Below are 20,590 nucleotides of genomic sequence, written 5' to 3' on the forward strand. Positions count from 1 at the left end.
GGGCATGAGCCAGCCGCCGGACGAGACGCTGTTCAGCAAGGCGGGCCTGGAAACGGCCCCGGCCGGACCGCTGGCCGACCGCCTGCGCCCGAAGAATCTCGATGACGTGATCGGCCAGGATCATCTGCTGAAGGAAGGCGGACCGCTGGCACGCATGGTGCAGGTGAAGCGGCTGGCCAGCCTGATCCTGTGGGGGCCGCCCGGCACCGGCAAGACGTCGATAGCCCGGCTGCTGGCCGACGCCACGGGCCTGCATTTCGCACCGCTGTCGGCTGTCTTCTCTGGCGTGGCCGATCTGCGCAAGGCTTTTGAAGAGGCACGCCGCCGCCGCGCCGCCGGGCAGGCGACCCTGCTGTTCGTCGACGAGATTCACCGCTTCAACCGTGCCCAGCAGGATGGCTTCCTGCCCTACGTGGAAGACGGCACCGTGGTTCTGGTCGGCGCCACCACCGAGAATCCCAGCTTCGCGCTGAATTCGGCGCTGCTGTCACGGGCTTCGGTGATCGTGCTGCACCGGCTGGATGATGCGGCGCTGGAGGCGCTGCTCGGGCGGGCCGAGGCCGAGGAGGACCGTCCGCTGCCGCTGACCGCCGAAGCGCGGGCCGCCATGCGGGCGATGGCCGATGGCGATGGCCGCTATCTGCTGAATATGGCCGAACAGATATTCACCCTGCATGACGGCGGCAGTCTCGATCCGGCCGGCTTGGCGGATCTGCTACAGAAGCGGGCACCGCTCTATGACAAGAGTCAGGACGAGCATTACAACCTGATCTCGGCGCTGCACAAGTCGATGCGCGGCTCCGACTGCGATGCCGCGCTGTACTGGCTGGCCCGCATGCTGGTGGGGGGCGAGGACCCGCTGTATATCGCGCGGCGGATCGTCCGCTTCGCGGCCGAGGATGTCGGCATGGCCGATCCCAATGCCCTGCTGCAGGCGCTGGCGGCGAAAGACATGTACGACTTTCTCGGTTCGCCGGAAGGCGAACTCGGTCTCGTGCAGGCCGTGATCTACCTAGCCACGGCGCCGAAATCCAACGCGGCCTACAAGGCAGAAAGTGCAGCGAAGCGGGCGGCGCGGGAACATGGCTCGCTGATGCCGCCGATGCACATCCTGAATGCGCCGACCAAGATGATGAAGTCGCTCGGCTACAGCGATGGCTATGCCTATGACCATGATGCCGCCGATGGCTTTTCCGGACAGGATTACTTTCCGGAAGGGATGGAGCGGCAGCGCTTCTACCGGCCGGTTGAACGGGGTTTCGAGCGCGACATCATCAAACGACTGGAATACTGGCATAAGTTGCGCCAGCGTCGTGTGGCAGAAAACGACAGCGACTCGTGACCAGCGTTAACCATGCAGTCGGCAATCGCTGACCGGCCGGCCAATTTGGTGTAAACTACAGTTATGGAAACGAGTTCACCCCTGTCCCGGTTCTCGGCGCTGCAGCGGTACGGCGTGATCGGCGGTCTGCTGCTGGCGTTGCTGGCGGTTGCTGGTCTCTTCGGCGCGGCGACGATCACGCTGCGTGAGGAGCCATATTTCGTGCCCGGCAGGCCTGTTCCGACCAAGGAAGAGTGTTTTTACGACCGGCTGGCCCGCTTCAAGAACATCAACAGGCAGATCATCGTCCAGGTGGCGCAGGAATGCGAACTGGAGATCCAGTCGCTGCAGGGCCACGAGAAAATGTATGACGCCTGGGTGGAAGAGCAGGCCGAGCGGGCGCGCCAGCGTGCCGAGCAGAAGGCCGAGCCGCTGCCCGAGGCCCCGAAGGAAGTCGACCGCGTCCGCCGGGTCTGGCGGTAAATATCTCCGTTCACCTCCAGGCAGCACAGGTCATGTCTCAGGTTACCTCCCGCATTGTGGCAGACGGCGAAGCCGACCTGCGGCTCGACCGCTGGTTCAGGCGGCATTTCCCGTGGGTCGGTCATGGCAAGCTGGAAAAGCTGCTGCGCACCGGACAGGTCCGCGTCGATGGCGGTCGCGCCAAGGCCTCGACCCGGCTGGAAGCCGGCCAGACCGTGCGGGTGCCGCCGCTGGGCGACCCTGCAGCGGCCGAGGCCGCGCCGGTGCGTCAGCCAAGGCCGGCCCGGGCCACGCCGGAACGGATCGCCGAACTGCAGGCCGCCGTGCTGCACCGGGACGAGTCCGTCATCGTGCTGGACAAGCCGGCGGGCCTCGCCACCCAGGGCGGCACCGGCCAGAGCGAGCATCTCGACGGCCTGCTCGACCATCTGCGTTTCGGACATGCCGAACGGCCGCGGCTGGTGCATCGTCTCGACAAGGACACCTCCGGGGTGCTGCTGCTGGGGCGCACGGCTGCGGCAACCGCCGCTCTGGCCAAGGCGCTGCGCACACGCGAGGCCCGCAAGCTGTACTGGGCGCTGGTGGTCGGCGTGCCGCAGCAGGCACAGGGCAAGATCGTGCTGGCACTGTCCAAACTGCCCGGCGCCGCCGGTGAGCGCATGGTGGCAGACGAGGAGGATGGCAAGAATGCCGTCACGCTGTACCGCACCATCGATACCGCCGGCAAACGTGCCGCCTGGCTGGCCATGGCGCCGCTGACCGGCCGCACACATCAGCTGCGCGTGCATTGCGCCGCCATGCAGACGCCGATCGTTGGCGATGGCAAATACGGCGGGCAGGCGGCGTATCTGACCGGCGGCGTCAGCCGCAAGCTGCATCTGCATGCGCGTGGCATCCGCCTGCCGCATCCGGATGGCGGCATGCTGGAGGTGCGGGCGCCGCTGCCGCCGCATATGCAGGGCAGCTGGGATTTTCTGGGACTGACCGAGGAAAAGTCCGCGGATGTCTGGCTGGAGGAATAGGCCGGCCCTGCCGCCGGGCCCGCGGCCCTAGCCCCGCAGCAGCGTGCGGATCGCGGCGCCGAGGAAATCCGCCACCACGCGCACCCGCGGTGCCCTGCGCAGGTCGCGATGCACCACCAGCCACAGATCGCGGCTGACCACGGCCTTGCCGGGGTCGGGAACCAGTTCGGGAAAGCCGCGGCCGATATAGTCCGGCAGCAGGACGGCGCAGGCGCCGGCCCGTGCCGCGGCCAGCAGGGGCTGCATGCTGTTGCTGCGGAGCACCGGGCGCAGGGCCGGCTGCCGCCCCAGCCACTGGGTTTCCGGCAGGTCGGCAAGGCTGTCGTCGAAGGCGGCGACGGCATTCTGCTCGGCCAGCAGGGCGCCGCGATACAGCCGGTGGGGAACGGTGCCCAGCCGGCTGGCATAGAGATCGCCGCTCTGCGGGCGGGCCCAGCGGAAGGCGATATCGGCCTCGCGGCGGGCCAGGCTGAGCGAGCGATGCTCGACGACGATCTCGATCTGCAGCAGTGGCCAGCGCTGCAGCAGGGCCGGCAGATGCGGTGCGATGCTGTAGCTGGCGACACCTTCGGTGGCGGTGATACGCACCAGGCCTTCGACCTGCTCCGCCTGGCGGGCGCCGGCCTGCCGGCCGAGCCGCAGCAGCGGGGCCTCGACCTGTTCGGCGGCGGCAATCACCGGCTGCGCTGCCGCAGTGGCACGGTAGCCGCGGGCATGGCGGTCGAACAGGATGACCCCGAGAGCCGTCTCAAGCGCGGCGATGCGCCGGGCCACGGTGGCGTGATTGACCTTCAGGCTGCGGGCCGCCGCCGACAGGCTGCCCCGGCGCGACAGTTCCAGCACGTAGCGCAGATCGTTCCAGTCCAGGGCGTCTGTGCGTTTTCGATCATTCATCGTGCAATCTTATGGAATTTGCACAGAGATCGCCATCGCCTAAACCTGTTCCGTCAACCGAACAGGAGAAAAGCCATGACCCGCCCGAAGACATTGCTCGAGATGGCTGGTGCCGCCGGCCAGCCGGTGCTGTGGGACAAATCCGGGCTGCTGCTGATCGACCACCAGGTCGAATACACCGCGGCCGGCCGGCTGCCGCTGGCCGGGATCGATGCCGCCGCCGCCGAGATCGGCCGCCTGCTGGCTGCCGCCCGCCGCCACGGCGCCCCGGTGATCCATGTCCGCCACCATGGCCGGCCCGGCGGCGCGCTGTTCGACCCGGAGGGGCCGGGATCGCAGTTCATCGCCGGCATCGGCCCGGCGGATGGCGAGACCATCGTCACCAAGGCGCTGCCAAACGCATTCGCCGGCACCGATCTCGATGCGCGGCTGAAGACGCTGGACCGCAGGGAGCTGATCGTTGCCGGTTTCCAGACCCATATGTGCGTCAGCGCCACGGTGCGCAGCGCAGTCGACCATGGCTACCGTTCGGCCGTCATTGCCGCCGGCTGTGCCACCCGCGACCTGCCAGACCCGCTGGGCGGCGGCGTCATGGCGGCCGCGGACCTGCACCGGGTGACCCTGACCGCTCTCAGCGACCGCTTCGCGACGATCCTGACGGATACAGGGGCTATTTCGGTGCCGGCAGCGGCGTAGCTTTCACCCCGCCGCGCGGGGCGGCGTCCACCGGCGGTACCGGCTGCAGGTTGCTGGCCGTCGCCGAGGGGCGGGTCCGGGTGCGCCGCTCGGGTGGCAGGTCGTCCCAGATGCGGTCGGCCTCGGCTAGGGTCAGGGCCTGGTCGCCCGGGCGGCAGGCCCGGCTGCGGTAAAGCAGCCGGCGGCCGGGGAAGTAGCACCACAGGGCAGAGCCGAGATTGGCGCGCTGCAGGGCCGCGGCATCGGCGCTGTCGATCCAGCGGCTGCCGGGCGGACAGGCCTCGGCCTCGAAAATCTGTCCGGTGGTGTCATTGTAGCAGAGCGCCAGGCGGCGCTCGGGGGCGGTCATGCCGGTTGTCGCCGTCGGGGTGCCGCCGGCACGGGCAGGGCGGACATCGCTGCCAGGCAGCGGGGCGATTTCGGGGGCGGCACGACCGGCCACCGGCGCCCGGTTGCCGGCCGCGCCGAATTCCCGTTCTGCCGCATCGAGGCCGATCGGGACATACCCCGGCGCGCAACGGCCGGTGCGGCTGGCATACAGCAGCCCGCTATCGGCATTGAAGCAGGCGGTTTCCGCGGCTGTGCCGTCGCCGGCGGTCGTGCCGCTGCCGCGGGCCTGCCGGTCGCCGTCGCCGGCCCAGCTGCGATAGAGGTTGCGGTTGAGATCGCGCACGCTGTCCTCCAGCCCGCTGCAGCCGGCCAGCCCGGCAAGGACCAGCAGCAGGAGAAGGGGGCGCACCGGTCAGCCGCGGCCGCGGTAGCTGGCAACGCCCTGGTCGGGCAGCCACAGGCCGGCCGGCGGCTTGCCGGTCTGGTAGAAGACATCGATCGGCATGCCGCCGCGCGGATACCAGTAGCCGCCGATCCGCAGCCAGCGCGGCTTCAGGGTGTCGACCAGTCGCCGGGCGATGCTGACGGTGCAGTCCTCATGGAAGGCACCGTGGTTGCGAAAGCTGTTCAGGAACAGCTTCAGAGATTTTGATTCAACGATCTTTTTCGTCGGTACGTAGTCGATGACCAGATGCGCGAAATCCGGCTGGCCGGTCATCGGGCAGAGGCTGGTGAATTCCGGCTGGGTGAAGCGGATCAGGTACAGCACGCCGGGCTGCGGATTGGGGGCTGTTTCCAGCACGGCCTCGTCCGGCGTGGCAGGCTGGCGGGCGGCCTGTCCCAGCTGGGTTAGGCCGGGGATCTGCTTGGGGGCGGGGCTGCGTTTGCTCATGCCGGCTTTTTTGCCACAGCGGCCGGGAAAAAGCATCCGCGTCCGGCGGGTTGAGAGGCGGGGCCGGTCATGCGACTCTGGGGCATGCAGGATTCTCTCACCCAGATCAGCCCGCCGCGGCTGGTGATTTTCGACTGCGATGGCACCCTGGTCGACAGCCAGCACCATATCGTTGGTGCCATGCATGCGGCTTTCGGTGCCCATGGGCTGGCGCTGCCGGCAGCCGAGGCGGTGCGCCGGACCGTCGGCCTGCCGCTGGCTGCCGCGATCCAGCATCTGCTGCCCCCCGACGCCCTGCTGGCGCCGGTGCTGGATGCATACCGGACGGCGGCAATCTCCCAGCGCCAGGATCCCGACCACCACGAACCGCTCTATCCCGATCTGCTGGAGACACTGGATATGCTGGAGGCGGCCGGCTGTCTGCTGGGCATCGCCACCGGCAAGGCGCGGCGCGGGCTGGATTTCACCCTGGCCGCCCACGGCCTGACCGGCCGTTTCGTCACCCTGCAGACGGCGGATTCGGTTCCGGCCGGCAAGCCGGCACCGGACATGGTGCTGCAGGCGATGGCCGAGACCGGGGCCGCGGTGCCCTCGACAATCATGGTCGGCGACACAACTTACGATATGGAAATGGCACGTCATGCCGGGGTAGCGGCCATTGGCGTGACCTGGGGGTATCACGAGGAACGGATGCTGCGTGAGGCGGGAGCGTCCAGGATAATCAGCGGCTTCCGGGAACTTCCGGAAGCAGTGGCTGAACTGATCGGAGGTACCGAATGCGTGCGTTGAAATGGATTGCGATTGTCCTGGTGCTGATTGTCGCCGCGGCGGTGGTCGTGCTGCTGACCGTCGATGTGAACCGCTTCAAGCCGCAGATCGTCGCCGCGGTGGAAGATGCCACCGGTCGCAAGCTCGACATCGCCGCGGACATGAAGCTGAGCCTGTTTCCGCTCGGCGTCAGCGTGAAGAAGGTCAGTTTCGGCAATGCCGGCTGGGGCAGCCGGCCACAGATGGCCACCATTGGCGAGTTCACTGCCGACCTCGACCTGTTTGCGCTGCTGCAGCGGCAGATCAAGGTCGACCGGCTGGTGCTGTCGGATGTGGACCTGCTGCTGGAGCGGAATGCGAAGGGCGACGCCAACTGGGAGTTTGCACGGGCGGGCGGGCCCGGCGCGGCTCCGGCGGTGCCGGTGCAGGAGAAGGTCGAGGCGCAGGATGGCGGCCTGACCGGCATCCCGGTTGTCAGCGATGTGCTGCTGAAAAACGTGAAACTGGCCTGGCGCGATGCGCAGGCCGGGGCAAAGAACGACCTCCTGCTGCGCCAGCTGTCGGTGAAGCAGGTCGCGGGCAACCAACTCGCCGTCAGGCTGGCCGCCGATCTCGACGGCAACGAGGTGGCAGCCGAGGGCGTGCTGGGCAGCCTGGCCGAGCTGATGGCGCCAAGCCGGCCCTGGCCGGTGCGGCTGGCCGTCACGCTGCCCGGGGCAACCGCCAATCTGGACGGCACCATCGCCCAGCCCCTGCAGGGGAAGGGGCTGGTGATGAAGGTGATTGCCGAGGTGCCGGACCTGGCGAAACTGGCCAACCGCTTCGGGGCGTCGGCACCGGCCGCGCCGCTGCAGATGCTGGTCGAACTGCGGGACAGGGCGCCGCAGCATTTCCTGCTGAGGGACATCACGGCGCAGATCGGTGGCAGCGACCTGTCCGGCAATGGCGAGATCATGCTGGGCGGTGCGCGTCCGGCGGTGAAGTTCGACCTGGCGTCGAAAAGCTTCGACATCGTGCCGCTGCTGGACATGAAGGGCGGTGGCGGCAGCAGCGCCAGTGCGGCGGCGGCATCGCCTGCGCCGGCTGGCGGCAGTCAGGCACCGGCGCCGGCTGGCGGCCGTCTGTTCAGTGACGATCCGCTGCCGCTCGATGGCCTGAAAGCCGTCGATGCCGATGTGACCTACAGGGCCGCGAGCCTGCGCACACCGGCCCTGACGGCTGCGAATGTGGCGCTGTCGCTGCTGCTGAAGGACGGCGTTCTGAATCTGCGATCCGCCGCGCTGGATGCGGCCGGCGGGCATGTTGCGGGCACCGGCAGCCTGAATGGTCCGGGCAAGACCTTGGGCGTGAAGCTGGACGCCACCGGGATCGATCTCAGCGGTTATCTGAAGCAGGCGGCGATCACCGACATCCTGAATACCGGCGGCGTCACTGACCTGGCACTGGATGTCACCAGCCGTGGCGGCAGCCTGCACCAGCTGATGGCGGGACTGAACGGCAAGGTCACGCTGAAGGTGGGCGAGGGCGAGCTGAAGGAAGAATACATGAAAAGCTTCCTGCCGCGTCTGGCCGATGCGGTGGGCATCCTCGGCAGGGCCACGGCGAAGACCAAGCTGTACTGCGTGGTTAGCGGCCTCGACATCAGGGATGGCGTCGTCACCCCCCGTTCGCTGCTGGCCGAGACCGGGCGCATCAGCCTGACCGGCCAGGGCGATGTCAATCTCGGTACCGAGCAGCTGGCGCTGCTGCTGGTGCCGTCCTCGCGGGATGTCTCCCTGAGCGCGGCGCTGCCGCCGGTTCGCGTGCGCGGGTCGCTGACCGATCCGAGTTTCAGTCCGGACCCGGCCGCACTGGCGAAAAGCGTGATCGGCGCTGCGGCAGGGGCTGCCCTGCTGGGCCCGATGGCGGTGCTGTCGCCGGTGCTGGGCAAGTCTGGCGGCGATGATTCCGCGGCCGCCTGCGCCAAGGCCATTGCGCTGGCGGAAGGGAAACCGGTGCCGCAGACGAAGGCGCCACCGGCCGGCAGCCAGCAGCAGAAGCCGGCATCGCCGCTCAACGAGCTGAAAGATATCGGCAAGTCGCTGAAAGGCCTGCTCGGGCGCTGAGACGCGGGGCTGGCACCGGGCCCGGTGCCCGGTTGCCGTGCTGTCGTGGCGCCGGTATAAGCCGGCTCCATGAAGCGTTTCTACAAGACCGTTTCGGTGCAGCCGCGCGATGGCGGCAGTGTCGTGCTGCTCGATGGGCGGGTCCTGAAAACCCCGGCCAGGGCCGAGATGGTGCTGCCGACCCGCGCTCTGGCCGAAGCCGTTGCCGCGGAATGGGACGCCCAGCAGACCAAGATCGCGCCCCTGCAGATGCCGCTGACCCGGCTGGCGGCCACGGCGATTGACCGGGTCGCGGCCGATCCGGCGCCGACGATGCAGGACATCCTGCGCTATGGCAGCACTGACCTGCTGTCTTACCGGGTCGCGGAACCGGCCGGTCTGGCCGCGCGGCAGGTGGCGGTCTGGCAGCCGCTGCTGGACTGGTTCCGCCAGCGCTTCGATATCCAGCTGCAGGTCACCACGGGGATTGTGGCCGTGCCGCAGGCTGCCGACATGCCGGTCCGTCTGACCCGTATCTGCGATGCCCTCGATGCCATGCGCCTGACCGCGCTGCATGCCGCGACCACGATCACCGGTTCCGTGGTACTGGGTCTGGCGATGCTGGAGCGGCATCAGGCCGCGGCCGCGGCCCATGCCGCCGGATTGCTGGACGAGCTGTATCAGGCCGAGCAGTGGGGCGAGGATGACGAAGCACGGCAGCGCCGGGCAGCCCTGCTGGCCGAACTGCAGGCCGTCGAGATCTTTCTGGAATGCCTGTCCCGCCCTGAAGGCACGGATTTACACTGACGGTACCGGGTGGCATCCATTTCGTCAGCCGGAGGTAGAGGGCCGGGAAAAATTCTCCAAGTTCTTTTTGCCCGGAATCAGTTTCTAAGTGATAGAATTGGAAAGTATTCAGCAACGCATCATGGTCGGCTGGGGGGCCGGACATGGCCACAACCGACTTCAACAGGCGCCAGAAACCCAAGGTCGGGTATGGCGAGCTCCTGGCGGCGATTGCCGACCATGAGAAATACCGCCAGCGTCTGCCGGGCGGGCGGCGGGCTATTTTCCAGTTCCGCGACCTGTCGAACCTGACCATGGCCGGGGCCGATCTGGCCGGCGCCGATTTCACCGGCTGCAATCTGCAATCGGTCAACCTCGCCGATACCAATCTGAGCCAGTCGGTCCTGTATGGCGCCGACCTGCGCGGCGCCATGCTGCAGGGCGCGCGGCTCGACCGTGCCGACTTGCGCGGCGCTTCCCTGCGGGGCGCCGACCTGACCGGCGCCCGCCTCAATGACGCGGACATGCGCGACGGGGTGATCGCCGAACGTGACCTGACCGGCAAGATGCAGCTGAAGAAACCGGATCACGATGCCGTCGATCTGGCAGGGGCGCGGCTGGTTGCGGCGGATCTGACCGGGGCCAACCTGACCGGATGCAGCGCCGGCCGCACCGATTTCACCGATGCCATCATGGTCAACTGCGTGCTGACCCGGGCCAACCTGGCGGCAGCCCGGCTGGAAGGCGCCAACCTGTCCGGCGCGGATCTGTCGGGCGCCAACCTCAAGGACGCGCAGATGCGCGGTGCCGTGATGGTCGGCGTGAAATTCGAGAAGACGGTCATGGAAGGCGCCGATACCGAGGGCGTTCTGGACGACAAGCCGCGCGGACGCCCGCTGGCGGAACTGGGCGTGCCGGTCGAGGAGGCCTTCCGGCTTTACCGGCTCTGGGTGGAAACCGGGGGGCGGCAGGGGCGGCTGTTCGATTTCAGCCGGCTCGACCTGCGCGGGATCGGTCCGCGGCCCGGGCTGGTGCTGACCGGGGCCTCGCTGGATGGCAGCATCCTGCAGGGCCTGAACCTGCAGAAGGCATCCCTGCAGGGCGTGCGCCTGATCGGCGCCGACCTGCGCGACTGCAATCTTGCCGGTGCCGACCTGCGCGGTGCCAATATGGCGGATGCCATGCTGGTGCGGGCGGACCTGCGCGATGCCGATCTGCGCCCGCTGATGATCGGCGCCGACCGTGCCCACCCGGTCAACCTGACCCGCAGCCTGCTGCGTTCGGCCGATCTGCGTGGCGCCAAACTGCGCGATGCCATGCTCGAAGCGGCCGATCTGTCGCGTGCCCTGCTGCAGGGGGCAGACCTTTCGGGAACGCAAATCCCGCAGAATCCGGCCAAACCGGCAGGCTAACTGCCTGAAAACATGGCGTTAGGTGCAGCCGCCCGGCTATTTTGCACTGCCGCGCGATATGCTATCCCAACCGACGAGATTGTCATTGCCGCGTCATGTTCCGGCCGGGCTGCAGATGGTCCGGCCAATGGGGGGAGTTGCATGCAGGACATTATCCGCCAGCTGGAAGAAAAGCGTGCCCAGGCCCGCGAGGGCGGGGGGCGCAAGCGCATCGAGGCGCAGCATGCCAAGGGCAAGCTGACCGCGCGCGAACGGCTGCTGCTGCTGCTCGATCCCGGTTCCTTCGAGGAATGGGACATGTTCGTCGAGCATGACTGCACCGATTTCGGCATGGCCGAGCAGAAGGTGGCCGGCGACGGCGTGGTCACCGGCTATGGCACCATCAACGGCCGCCCTGTCTTCGTGTTCAGCCAGGATTTCACCGTGTTCGGCGGTTCGCTGTCTGCCAGCCATGCCAAGAAAATCTGCAAGGTGATGGACACGGCGATGAAGGTGGGTGCGCCGGTGATCGGGCTGAACGATTCCGGCGGAGCCCGCATCCAGGAAGGCGTCGATTCCCTTGCCGGCTATGCGGAAGTATTCCAGCGCAACGTGATGGCCTCCGGCGTGGTGCCGCAGATTTCCGTCATCATGGGCCCCTGTGCCGGCGGTGCCGTGTATTCGCCGGCGATGACCGACTTCATCTTCATGGTGAAGGATTCGAGCTACATGTTCGTCACCGGTCCTGATGTCGTGAAGACGGTGACCCAGGAAGTGGTGACGCAGGAACAGCTCGGCGGCGCCATCACCCACACCACGAAATCCTCGGTCGCCGACAATGCCTACGAGAACGATCTCGAGGCACTGGCGCAGACCCGCCGGCTGTTCGATTTCATGCCGCTCAGCAACCGCGAAAAGCCGCCGGTGCGCGAGAGCTGGGACCCGATCACCCGGCAGGAAGCCTCGCTCGACACGCTGGTACCGCCGAACCCGAACAAGCCCTATGACATGAAGGAGCTGATCGAGAAGGTGGTCGACGAGGGCGACTTCTTCGAGATCCAGCCGAACTACGCCAAGAACATCATCACCGGGCTGGCCCGCATCGGCGGCCAGACGGTCGGCATCGTCGCCAACCAGCCGATGGTTCTGGCTGGCTGCCTCGACATCGATTCCAGCCGCAAGGGGGCGCGTTTTGTGCGCTTCTGCGACTGCTACGACATCCCGATCGTCACCTTCGTCGACGTGCCGGGCTTCCTGCCGGGTACCGCGCAGGAATATGGCGGCATCATCAAGCATGGCGCCAAGCTGTTATTCGCCTATGCCGAGGCGACCACGCCGAAGGTGACCGTGATCACCCGCAAGGCCTATGGCGGTGCCTATGACGTGATGGCCTCCAAGCATCTGCGCGGCGACCTCAACTATGCCTGGCCGACCGCCGAGATCGCGGTGATGGGTCCGAAGGGTGCGGTCGAGATCATCTTCCGCGGCGAGATCGGCGATGCCGACAAGATCGCCGCCCGCACGGAAGAGTACCGGCAGAAATTCGCCAACCCCTTCGTCGCCGGCCATCGCGGCTTCATCGACGATGTGATCATGCCGCATAACACGCGCTACCGGATTGCCCGCTCGCTCGCGCTGCTGCGCGACAAGAAGCTGGAAAATCCGTGGAAGAAGCACGACAACATCCCGCTGTAAGGTGGCGCGTATCATGAGCAAGAAGCTGTTCGACAAGATCCTGATCGCCAACCGCGGTGAGATCGCCTGCCGTGTCATCAAGACCTGCCGCCGGCTCGGCATCAGGACCGTGGCGGTCTATTCCGATGCCGATGACGGCGCGCTGCATATGCGCATGGCCGACGAGGCGGTGCATATCGGCGCGGCAGCCGCGGCTGAGAGTTACCTCGTCATCGAGAAGATCGTTGCTGCCTGCAAAAAGACCGGCGCCCAGGCAGTGCATCCGGGTTACGGCTTCCTGTCGGAAAACCGCGCCTTCGCGGCGGCGCTCAAGGAAGCCGGTATCGCCTTCATCGGCCCGAACCCGGAAGCGATCTACGCGATGGGCGACAAGATCGAATCGAAGAAGCTGGCCAGCAAGGCCGGCGTCTCGACCGTGCCGGGCTATCTCGGCGCCATTGCCTCGACCGACGAGGCCGTGAAGATCGCCACCGATATCGGCTTCCCGGTGATGATCAAGGCTTCGGCCGGCGGTGGCGGCAAGGGCATGCGCATCGCCCGCTCGGCGGATGAAGTCGCGCAGGGTTTCTCGTCGGCGACCAACGAGGCGAAGAATTCTTTCGGCGACGACCGCGTCTTCATCGAGAAGTACATCGAACAGCCGCGGCATATCGAAATCCAGGTGCTGGGCGACAAGCACGGCAACGTGATCTTCCTGCATGAGCGCGAATGCTCGATCCAGCGCCGGCATCAGAAAGTCATCGAAGAGGCGCCGAGCCCGTTCCTCGATGCGAAGACCCGCAAGGCGATGGGTGAACAGGCCGTGGCACTGGCGAAAACCGTCAGTTACGACAGCGCCGGCACGGTGGAGTTCATCGTCGGACCCGACCGCAGCTTCTATTTCCTTGAGATGAATACCCGCCTGCAGGTCGAGCATCCGGTCACCGAGCTGATCACCGGCATCGACCTGGTCGAGCAGATGATCCGCGTCGCCGCCGGCGAGACGCTGGCAATCAAACAGGATGATGTGAAGCTGGACGGCTGGGCCGTCGAGGCGCGCATCTATGCGGAAGATCCGCTGCGCGGCTTCTTGCCGTCGACCGGCCGGCTGGTGCGCTGGCGCACGGCGCCGGAATCGGATGTCATCCGCAACGATACCGGCGTTGTGGAAGGCAGCGAGATCAGCATGTTCTACGACCCGATGATCTCCAAGCTGTGCTCTTACGGCAAGGACCGCGAGACGGCCGTCTCCACCCTGTCGGCGGCACTGGACGAGACCTGGATCGCCGGCATCGGCCATAACGTCAATTTCCTCTCGGCGGTACTGGATCACCCGCGTTTCCGGGCCGGTAACATCTCCACCAATTTCATCGCCGAGGAATGGCCGAACGGTTTCGGTGGCACCGAACTGCCGGAAGAGCGGCGCAACGCGGTGCTGGCCATCGCGGTGCTGGTGCATATCCGCAACGAACTGCGTGCCCGCCATCTCGGCGGCAAGCTCGGCCTGCCGGAATGGCAGCCGCCGGCCGACTGGATCGCCTTCCTGAGCGGCAGCGAGTTTCCGCTGACAGTGTCCGACGCCGAAGGCGGCTGCGACATCAGGCTGAAGAAGGGCAAGGCGCTGAAGGTGCGTTCGGCCTGGAAGCCGGGCGAGGCCTTCTTCCGTGGCAGCGTGAACGGCCAGCCGCTGGTTGCCCGTGTTGCCGGCCGACCCGACGGCCTGCGCATCGTGCATGGCGGAGCCGAACTCGACATCGCCGTGCGCACTCCGCAGGCGGCGGAACTGGCCCGCCTGATGCCCGAGAAGCTGCCGCCCGACATGTCGAAATACCTGCTCTGTCCGATGCCTGGCCTGGTGGTGTCGATCAGCGTTGCCGAAGGCGAGGCGGTCAAGGCCGGCCAGGCGCTGGCGGTGGTCGAGGCGATGAAGATGGAGAACGTGCTGCGCGCCGAGCGCGACGGCACAGTGAAGAAGGTCAATGCCAAGAAGGGCGACAGCCTCGCGGTCGACCAGGTGATCCTCGAATTCGCCTGATCGCCGTGGCCATCGCACGCCAGTCATGATCCGCCTGAAAGTCTGCTGCATCGCCACACCGGACGAGGCCCGGCTCGCCATCGCCCATGGCGCCTCGGCCTTGGGACTGGTCGCCGAGATGCCGAGCGGGCCCGGGGTGATCGGCGACGATGCCATTGCCGAGATCGCCGCCATGGTGCCGCCGCCGGTGGCCACCTTCCTGCTGACCAGCCGGCATGACGGCGAGGCCATCGTCGAGCATCTGCGGCTCTGCGGCACCAACACGGTGCAGCTGGTGGATTACGTACCGGTGGCGGCCTATGCCGTGATCCGCCGCGCCCTGCCATCCGTGCGGATCGTGCAGGTGGTGCATGTCGAGGACGAGGACAGCGCCGCCTTCGCGCTGGACCGCGCCCGCCATGTCGATGCCCTGCTGCTGGACAGCGGCAACACGAAGCTGGCGGTGAAGGAACTGGGCGGCACCGGCCGCACGCATGACTGGGGCCTCAGCCGCCGCATCGTTGCCGAATGCGGCCGGCCGGTCTTTCTCGCCGGCGGCATCCGGCCCGACAATGTGGCCGGGGCGGTGGCGGCGGTGCAGCCCTTCGGCATCGACCTGTGCAGCGGCGTGCGCACCGGGGGCCGGCTCGATGCCGGCAAGCTGGCGGCACTGGCGGCCGAACTGCGGCGGGTCTGAGCTGTCCCGGGTCTGCGACGGCTTGCCGGTACTGGCCGTCCGTGCAGGGATTGTGTCAGGATGCGGCCCGGGCCGGATCAGGGAGATTGCCGGAAGGATGCCGATTCGCATTGCGCTTTTGCTGACGGTCGCGGCGGTGGCCGCGTGGCCCTGCATGGCCGGTGCGGCGGATAAATGGCAGCCCCATGTCGAGGCCGGCGGCAAGCTGGGCAACCAGCGCAGCATTGGCGAAAGCGACCTGTTCCTGCCGCTGCTGCAGGATGACAGCGCCCTGCTGTTTGCCGACCTGCGCGCCAAGCTGGATGACAGCAATTCGCGCGAGGGCAATCTCGGGCTCGGTTTCCGCCAGATCATCGCCGGCAGCTGGATTGCCGGCGGCTATGCCTTCTACGACCGCCGCCGCACCGAAACCGGCAACCTGTTCAACCAGGCGACCCTGGGTGCGGAGATTCTCGGCGAGACCTGGGACCTGCGGCTGAACGGCTACCTGCCCCAGGGCGGCGCGCAGACGATCCCCGGCACCGGCGGCGGGGGATCGGTCGGCCTGCTGTCGGGCAGCAGCTTCCTGGTACAAAGCCGCACGGAATCGCGCGAACGCGCCCTACCGGGTTTCGATGCCGAACTCGGCTACCGCCTGCCATTCGACGGCATCGACCTGCGGCTGTTCGCCGGCGGCTTCTATTTCGATGCTCCCGACTTTCCCAGCGTGACCGGCCCGCGGGCGCGGCTGGAAGCCGGCTGGGACGACCTGCCGCTGCTGGGTGCGGGTTCGCGGCTGACCCTTGGTGGCGAGGTCCAGACCGACAATATCCGCGGCGACCAGGGCTTTCTGATGGCCCGGCTGCGCATTCCGCTGAATTTCGGCGAACCGCAGCCGAAACTCAGCGCCATCGAGCGGCGCATGACCACCTATGTCGAGCGCGACGTGGATATCGTGGCGGGGTCGCGGCTGGGCGGCACGAAAACCGAGGCCGCCACCGCAACACTGGCCAACGGCACCAGCGTATCGTCCTTCACCACGGTGGATGCGGCAGGAAACCTGATCACCGCGGCCACTGGCGCCGGTGCGAATTCCCTGCTGGTGGTGGATGGCGCGGCCGGCACGGTCAATGTCGGTGCACCGGTCAACCTCAGCAGCGGCCAGATGATCGTCGGTGGCGGCTCCACGATCACCGTGACATCGGCAACGGGTCAGACCGCTTCGGTCACCCTGCCGGGTTCGGCGGCCACCGTGAACGGCACCAGCGCGATCAACAACGTGTTCAACATGGCCACCGGCTCGTCACTGACCGGCCTGACGATCACCGGCGGCCAGAATGCCGTCACCATGACGGCGGCCAACAATGTCCGGCTCAGCAACCTGACGATTTCCAACACTGCACAGAACGGTGTCGAGGTCTCCGGATCGGACGGCCTGACCATCAGCAATGTCAGCATGAACAATATGGGCAGCGGCACCGGCTTTGGCGTCCAGTTCAACAGCAGCAGCAACAATGCCTCGTTCAGCAGCCTGACGGTCAGCAATTCCGCCATCGGCGTCCGCTTCGCCAGTGGCGGCACCTACAACAATGTCAGCTTCGCGTCGACGACCATGACCAGCCTGACCAATGGGGTATTCGTGCAGGCGGCCGCGACGCTGGGCTCGCCGTCCGGCAGTATCACCACGACCACCGTCACCACACCCTGCAACAATGCCGGCACCATCACCGGCTCGACACTGCAGATCAACGGCACGCCCTGTAACTGACGGCTGCCGGGTGGTCCAGGCGCCGTTCCTGTAACTGCGGTCACTTTACGTACCCGACAAATGTTGCAGATGTCACCGGCCTGTCACAGAGGTCGGCTATCTGTGGCCGCAACAGATCAGCCTTACCCCGGGTACAAGAATACGATGTCCATCGGTCAACGGATTGGCGCCATCATTGTCAGCGCCCTGCTGGCGATTGCCGTTATCATCGGCGCCTCGGTTTACGAGCGCCGCGCGGTCAATGCGGTGGAACAGCGCGTCCGGGCGGCAACCGCCGTGCAGATCGCTGCCCAGGGGCTGGACAAGCGGTTCATTGCCCTGCAGCAGTCGGCCGAACGCCTGATTTCGGCCAACGAGCCGGCTCTGGCGGAAAGCCTGCCGCGTGACTGGCAGGCGATTGCCACCGATCTCGGGGCCATCCGCCAGCGTATCGAGATGCCGGACATCGTCGTTCTTTTCGATGATCTTGCCGGCACGGCGGCACCGCTTGGCAAGATCAACGACCGGCTGATCGAGACCCGTCGCGCGGTCGGCTTCGACAATGCCTCCGGGCGGCGCGGCGCCCTGCTGGATGCCGGCCGCGCCTTTCAGAACAAGCTGGAGGAAATCCGCAGCAAGGCGATCGGCATGACTTTCGATACCGCCAATCAGCTCAGCATCATGATGCTGCAGATGCGCGGCTTCGAGTTCGAATACGCGCTGAGTGGCGACCGGGCCAGGTTCGAGGCCGATCTCGACAAGGCATCGGAAGAATTCCTCGGTACCCTCAGGACGGCGCAGTTCTTCGATACCGTCAAGCAGGAAATCCGCAGCCTGCATGCCGCCTATATCGAGGCCGCGCGGGCTTATGCGTCAGCCAGCGAGCAGTTGCGGGCTGCCGAGGCCGAGGCCGCGGCCATCCGGCAGGCACTGGCCCCGAAGCTTGCGGCGCTGGTCGAGCGGGCGAGGGCGACAGAGGCGGCCGAGCGCAGTGCGGCAGAAAGCACGCGGGCACAGGTGATCGTGGTTTCCGGCGGCATTACCGGGCTGATCGTTCTGGTCATCCTGATCGCCAGCGTGATCGTCGCCCGCGGCATCCTGCGGCCGGTGCGCCGCATGACCGAGGCGATGAAGGCCCTGGCCGAGGGCAATCTCGATGTCGCCAGCCCCGATGCCGGGCGGCAGGACGAGATCGGCGCCATGGCCCGCGCCTATGAAGTGTTCCGCGAGCACGAGATCGAGCGCCGCGAGATGGCCGGCGCCGAGCAGCAGCGCGAGCGCGCCCATCTGGCCGAGCAGACGGCACAGCGCCGGCGCGAGGCGGCGATGGCGGCGGAAATCGCCGCGCTGACCCGTGCCATCTCGGCCGGCGATCTCGACCGTCGGCTGAACCTGGATGACAAGGAGGGGGATTTCCGCGAGGTCAGCCTCAGCATCAACCAGCTGACCGATACCCTGCAGGCAGTGATCGGCGAACTTTCGATGGTGCTGCTGGCGCTGTCGGAAGGCGAAGTCGGCCGCACCATGCGCGGCGAATACCGGGGAGTGTTCGCCGGGCTGAAGCGGTCGGCCAACGATCTGGCACAGCGGCTGGCGGAATTTGCCGGCCGGCTGGGGGCCTCGACCAATGTGGTGCGCAATGCCTCGGCAGAGATTTCCGATGGCGCCGAGGATCTGGCCCGGCGCACTGAAAGCCAGGCTGCCACGCTGGAAGAGACGGCGGCCGCCATGCAGCAGATCACGGTGACCGTGCGCCAGAATGCCGGCAACGCCCAGGAGGCCGACCGGCTGGCCACGACGGCCCGCAGCAATGCCGAACGCGGCGGCAAGGTGGTGGGTGATGTGGTGGCGGCGATGGAGCGGATCGAGGAAAGCGCCCGTCGCATCGCCGACATCATGGGCCTGATCGACGAGATCGCGTTCCAGACCAACCTGTTGGCTCTGAACGCCTCGGTCGAGGCGGCGCGGGCGGGCGAGGCTGGCCGCGGCTTTGCCGTGGTGGCCCAGGAGGTCCGCGCGCTGGCCCTGCGGTCGGCCAATGCCTCAAAGGATATCAAGAGCCTGATCCAGACCTCGAACGGCCAGGTGAAGGCCGGGTCGCAGCTGGCCCACGAAGCCGGCGACAGCCTCGGCGACATCGTGCAGTCGATCCGCCGGGTATCGACGATCGTGGCCGAGATTGCCGCCGCCAGCAGCGAACAGGCCCGCGGTCTCGACCAGGTCAATGACGCCGTGACCGGCATGGACGAGCTGACCCAGCGCAATTCGGCCCTGGTCGAGGAAACCCATGCCTCGGCCCAGGCGCTGGCCAACCAGGCCGGGGAGCTGGCCGATCTGGTCGGCTTCTTCCGCAATTCCGCACCCCAGCCGGCAGTGTCCCTGGCCGATGCCGGACTGGCGGCGGCAGCGGAATAGGGTGCGATTCCATCTGAGATAATGCAGTGCAATATCTCTAAATACTTTGATAATAGACCATATAATCAGTGAGTTATAATATTTGCATTGCAAATGCATTTTGCAGTGCAATATAGAGGCCATGGCAATACAGGATATTGGCGATACGTCCCCTGCGGCCGCGCCGTTCTGGCGCCGACCGCAGGTGTGGCTGCGCGGGCTGCGTCCGGTACTGGAGGCAGCCCTGCATCCGCGGGAAACCCTCGGCCAGGCGAAAGCCGGGCCGCGGCCCCTGTCGCTGGCATTGCAGGGCGGCGGTTCGCTGGGGGCCTTCACCTGGGGCGTGCTCGACCGCCTGCTGCAGGATGACCGCATCGCCCTGGAAGCCGTCAGCGGTGCCAGTGCCGGGGCGGTCAATGCCGTGGTGCTGGCCGACGGGCTGGCCGGTGGCGGCCGCGATGCGGCCCGGGCCAAGCTGGAGCGGGTCTGGCGCCGGCTGAGCCGGGCATCGACGGGCGCAGGCGCGGCCGGGCATCCGATGGCTGCCCTGCTGGCCGGCAATCCGCTGCTGGCCGGTGCCGCTTCCGCCATGACCGCGCTGGCCTTCGATGTTTCGACCAAGCTGCTGTCGCCCTACCAGAGCAATCCGCTCGGCATCAACCCGCTGCGCGACATCCTTGCCGAAGAGGTCGATTTCGAGCGCCTGCGCCGCGCCGCGCCGGTGCGGCTGCTGGTTTCGGCGACCCGGGTGCGCGATGGCGGCGCGCGGCTGTTCCGCAACGACGACCTGTCGCTGGATGCGGTGATGGCGTCGACCTGTCTGCCGTCGCTGCATCATGCCGTGGAAATCGATGGCGACTGGTACTGGGATGGGGGCATTTCCGCCAATCCGCCGCTGCTGCATCTGGCGGCGGCCTCGCGGGCCGATGACCTGCTGCTGGTGCAGCTGACGCCGACGGATCACGACGCCCTGCCTCGCGACCAGAAGCAGATCAGCAAGCGTCTGCACGAGATCGTCTTCGGGCTGCCGCTGCGGCGCGAGCTGGATCTGCTGGCGATCACCACGGAACTGCATCGCCGGCGCGGCATCTTCGGTTCGGCGCTCGGCCGGCGGCTGCAGCGGCTGAGGCTGCACCGGATTGCCGCCGAGGACACCCATGACGGCCTGCAGTCGGCGAGTGCGCTGAATCTCGACTGGGATTTCCTCACCGGCCTGCGCGACAGCGGCCGTCGCGCGGCGGAGGGCTGGCTGGCGGGTCTGCCGGCAGGCCGGGCAGGCAGCTAGGAAATCCCGGCCCGGGACTTGCCGGCGGATTTTTGGCCCCTATATGTTCCCGGTCGTGCCGGACCGTGTATCATGGGATGGCCGGCCCCGGACGGCGCCGACCGGGCGCCGGCTGGCCGGAATCGGCAGCCAC

The 20,590-nt window shown here is 67.1% G+C and carries 17 protein-coding genes; 14 read left to right on the forward strand and 3 right to left on the reverse strand.

All coding sequences use genetic code 11. The features are described 5' to 3' along the window. Nucleotides 1–4 precede the first annotated feature (4 nt). The 3 genes from ACEQZY_RS06835 (at nucleotide 5) to ACEQZY_RS06845 (ending at nucleotide 2,826) form a co-directional block, all read left to right on the forward strand. The gene (locus ACEQZY_RS06835; protein WP_341704251.1) at nucleotides 5–1,342 is read left to right on the forward strand and encodes a replication-associated recombination protein A; all 1,338 of its coding nucleotides are present in this window, start codon (nucleotides 5–7) and stop codon (nucleotides 1,340–1,342) included. A 63-nt stretch (nucleotides 1,343–1,405) separates the two neighbouring features. Further along, nucleotides 1,406–1,804, forward strand: coding sequence for a hypothetical protein (locus tag ACEQZY_RS06840; RefSeq protein WP_341704250.1), 399 nt, complete (start codon nucleotides 1,406–1,408; stop codon nucleotides 1,802–1,804). Nucleotides 1,805–1,836: 32 nt separating this feature from the next. Next, entirely contained in the window at nucleotides 1,837–2,826 is a 990-nt protein-coding gene (locus ACEQZY_RS06845; protein WP_370153203.1) for an RluA family pseudouridine synthase, read from the forward strand. A 27-nt stretch (nucleotides 2,827–2,853) separates the two neighbouring features. Here ACEQZY_RS06845 and ACEQZY_RS06850 read toward each other — a convergent pair whose 3' ends face one another. Continuing rightward, nucleotides 2,854–3,720, reverse strand: a complete 867-nt coding sequence (locus ACEQZY_RS06850) for a LysR family transcriptional regulator (RefSeq protein WP_341704248.1) — start codon at nucleotides 3,718–3,720, stop codon at nucleotides 2,854–2,856. Nucleotides 3,721–3,795: 75 nt separating this feature from the next. Between ACEQZY_RS06850 and ACEQZY_RS06855 the strand changes: the two genes are divergently transcribed. After that, nucleotides 3,796–4,416 carry a cysteine hydrolase family protein gene (locus ACEQZY_RS06855; RefSeq protein ID WP_370153205.1) on the forward strand — a complete coding sequence of 207 codons (621 nt, stop codon included), beginning with the start codon at nucleotides 3,796–3,798 and terminating at the stop codon, nucleotides 4,414–4,416. Here the strand turns inward: ACEQZY_RS06855 and ACEQZY_RS06860 are convergent. Both ACEQZY_RS06860 and queF read right to left on the reverse strand, forming a co-directional pair. Further along, nucleotides 4,391–5,155: a hypothetical protein gene (locus tag ACEQZY_RS06860; RefSeq protein WP_370153207.1), complete on the reverse strand. Its 765-nt coding sequence runs from the start codon at nucleotides 5,153–5,155 to the stop codon at nucleotides 4,391–4,393. The two genes, ACEQZY_RS06855 and ACEQZY_RS06860, sit on opposite strands and share 26 nt — an antisense overlap. Nucleotides 5,156–5,158: 3 nt before the next feature. Then, nucleotides 5,159–5,638: a preQ(1) synthase gene (gene queF, locus ACEQZY_RS06865; RefSeq protein ID WP_341702791.1), complete on the reverse strand. Its 480-nt coding sequence runs from the start codon at nucleotides 5,636–5,638 to the stop codon at nucleotides 5,159–5,161. Between the two features lie 84 nt (nucleotides 5,639–5,722). On the opposite strand from queF, the gene ACEQZY_RS06870 reads away from it, so the two are divergent. The 10 genes from ACEQZY_RS06870 to ACEQZY_RS06915 all read left to right on the forward strand — a co-directional run bounded on the left by ACEQZY_RS06870 (nucleotide 5,723) and on the right by ACEQZY_RS06915 (nucleotide 20,457). Further along, nucleotides 5,723–6,427, forward strand: a complete 705-nt coding sequence (locus ACEQZY_RS06870) for an HAD-IA family hydrolase (protein ID WP_372530174.1) — start codon at nucleotides 5,723–5,725, stop codon at nucleotides 6,425–6,427. Further along, nucleotides 6,415–8,511: an AsmA family protein gene (locus ACEQZY_RS06875; RefSeq protein ID WP_370153211.1), complete on the forward strand. Its 2,097-nt coding sequence runs from the start codon at nucleotides 6,415–6,417 to the stop codon at nucleotides 8,509–8,511. The genes ACEQZY_RS06870 and ACEQZY_RS06875 overlap by 13 nt, the downstream gene beginning before the upstream one ends. A gap of 69 nt (nucleotides 8,512–8,580) precedes the next feature. Further along, a complete protein-coding gene (locus ACEQZY_RS06880; RefSeq protein ID WP_370153213.1) occupies nucleotides 8,581–9,297 on the forward strand; it encodes an ATP12 family chaperone protein in 717 nt (238 codons plus the stop codon). A 143-nt stretch (nucleotides 9,298–9,440) separates the two neighbouring features. Further along, nucleotides 9,441–10,688 carry a pentapeptide repeat-containing protein gene (locus tag ACEQZY_RS06885; protein WP_341702787.1) on the forward strand — a complete coding sequence of 416 codons (1,248 nt, stop codon included), beginning with the start codon at nucleotides 9,441–9,443 and terminating at the stop codon, nucleotides 10,686–10,688. A 141-nt stretch (nucleotides 10,689–10,829) separates the two neighbouring features. Continuing rightward, on the forward strand, nucleotides 10,830–12,362 hold the full coding sequence (locus ACEQZY_RS06890) for an acyl-CoA carboxylase subunit beta (RefSeq protein WP_341702786.1): 1,533 nt from the start codon (nucleotides 10,830–10,832) through the stop codon (nucleotides 12,360–12,362). A gap of 25 nt (nucleotides 12,363–12,387) precedes the next feature. Beyond that, nucleotides 12,388–14,376 (forward strand): acetyl-CoA carboxylase biotin carboxylase subunit, encoded by a 1,989-nt coding sequence (locus ACEQZY_RS06895; RefSeq protein WP_370153348.1) that lies wholly within the window; start codon nucleotides 12,388–12,390, stop codon nucleotides 14,374–14,376. 25 nt (nucleotides 14,377–14,401) lie between these two features. Further along, the gene (locus ACEQZY_RS06900) at nucleotides 14,402–15,052 is read left to right on the forward strand and encodes a phosphoribosylanthranilate isomerase (protein WP_341702784.1); all 651 of its coding nucleotides are present in this window, start codon (nucleotides 14,402–14,404) and stop codon (nucleotides 15,050–15,052) included. A 97-nt stretch (nucleotides 15,053–15,149) separates the two neighbouring features. Continuing rightward, nucleotides 15,150–16,799, forward strand: a complete 1,650-nt coding sequence (locus ACEQZY_RS06905) for an inverse autotransporter beta domain-containing protein (RefSeq protein WP_370153216.1) — start codon at nucleotides 15,150–15,152, stop codon at nucleotides 16,797–16,799. A 144-nt stretch (nucleotides 16,800–16,943) separates the two neighbouring features. Further along, complete coding sequence (locus tag ACEQZY_RS06910) at nucleotides 16,944–19,193, forward strand: methyl-accepting chemotaxis protein (RefSeq protein WP_370153218.1); 2,250 nt, start codon at nucleotides 16,944–16,946, stop codon at nucleotides 19,191–19,193. 121 nt (nucleotides 19,194–19,314) lie between these two features. Continuing rightward, nucleotides 19,315–20,457 carry a patatin-like phospholipase family protein gene (locus ACEQZY_RS06915; RefSeq protein WP_370153220.1) on the forward strand — a complete coding sequence of 381 codons (1,143 nt, stop codon included), beginning with the start codon at nucleotides 19,315–19,317 and terminating at the stop codon, nucleotides 20,455–20,457. Nucleotides 20,458–20,590: the final 133 nt, after the last annotated feature.

The sequence above is a fragment of the Ferrovibrio sp. genome (assembly GCF_964218355.1).
Taxonomy (GTDB): Bacteria; Pseudomonadota; Alphaproteobacteria; order Ferrovibrionales; family Ferrovibrionaceae; genus Ferrovibrio.

Bases quoted from the DNA above. Each gene is read 5' to 3' on its own strand.
- ACEQZY_RS06835 (WP_341704251.1), top strand. From the start codon at position 5: ATGAGCCAGCCGCCGGACGAGACGCTGTTCAGCAAGGCGGGCCTGGAA.
- ACEQZY_RS06840 (WP_341704250.1), top strand. From the start codon at position 1,406: ATGGAAACGAGTTCACCCCTGTCCCGGTTCTCGGCGCTGCAGCGGTAC.
- ACEQZY_RS06845 (WP_370153203.1), top strand. From the start codon at position 1,837: ATGTCTCAGGTTACCTCCCGCATTGTGGCAGACGGCGAAGCCGACCTG.
- ACEQZY_RS06850 (WP_341704248.1), bottom strand. From the start codon at position 3,720: ATGAATGATCGAAAACGCACAGACGCCCTGGACTGGAACGATCTGCGC.
- ACEQZY_RS06855 (WP_370153205.1), top strand. From the start codon at position 3,796: ATGACCCGCCCGAAGACATTGCTCGAGATGGCTGGTGCCGCCGGCCAG.
- queF (WP_341702791.1), bottom strand. From the start codon at position 5,638: ATGAGCAAACGCAGCCCCGCCCCCAAGCAGATCCCCGGCCTAACCCAG.
- ACEQZY_RS06870 (WP_372530174.1), top strand. From the start codon at position 5,723: ATGCAGGATTCTCTCACCCAGATCAGCCCGCCGCGGCTGGTGATTTTC.
- ACEQZY_RS06875 (WP_370153211.1), top strand. From the start codon at position 6,415: ATGCGTGCGTTGAAATGGATTGCGATTGTCCTGGTGCTGATTGTCGCC.
- ACEQZY_RS06880 (WP_370153213.1), top strand. From the start codon at position 8,581: ATGAAGCGTTTCTACAAGACCGTTTCGGTGCAGCCGCGCGATGGCGGC.
- ACEQZY_RS06885 (WP_341702787.1), top strand. From the start codon at position 9,441: ATGGCCACAACCGACTTCAACAGGCGCCAGAAACCCAAGGTCGGGTAT.
- ACEQZY_RS06890 (WP_341702786.1), top strand. From the start codon at position 10,830: ATGCAGGACATTATCCGCCAGCTGGAAGAAAAGCGTGCCCAGGCCCGC.
- ACEQZY_RS06900 (WP_341702784.1), top strand. From the start codon at position 14,402: ATGATCCGCCTGAAAGTCTGCTGCATCGCCACACCGGACGAGGCCCGG.
- ACEQZY_RS06905 (WP_370153216.1), top strand. From the start codon at position 15,150: ATGCCGATTCGCATTGCGCTTTTGCTGACGGTCGCGGCGGTGGCCGCG.
- ACEQZY_RS06910 (WP_370153218.1), top strand. From the start codon at position 16,944: ATGTCCATCGGTCAACGGATTGGCGCCATCATTGTCAGCGCCCTGCTG.
- ACEQZY_RS06915 (WP_370153220.1), top strand. From the start codon at position 19,315: ATGGCAATACAGGATATTGGCGATACGTCCCCTGCGGCCGCGCCGTTC.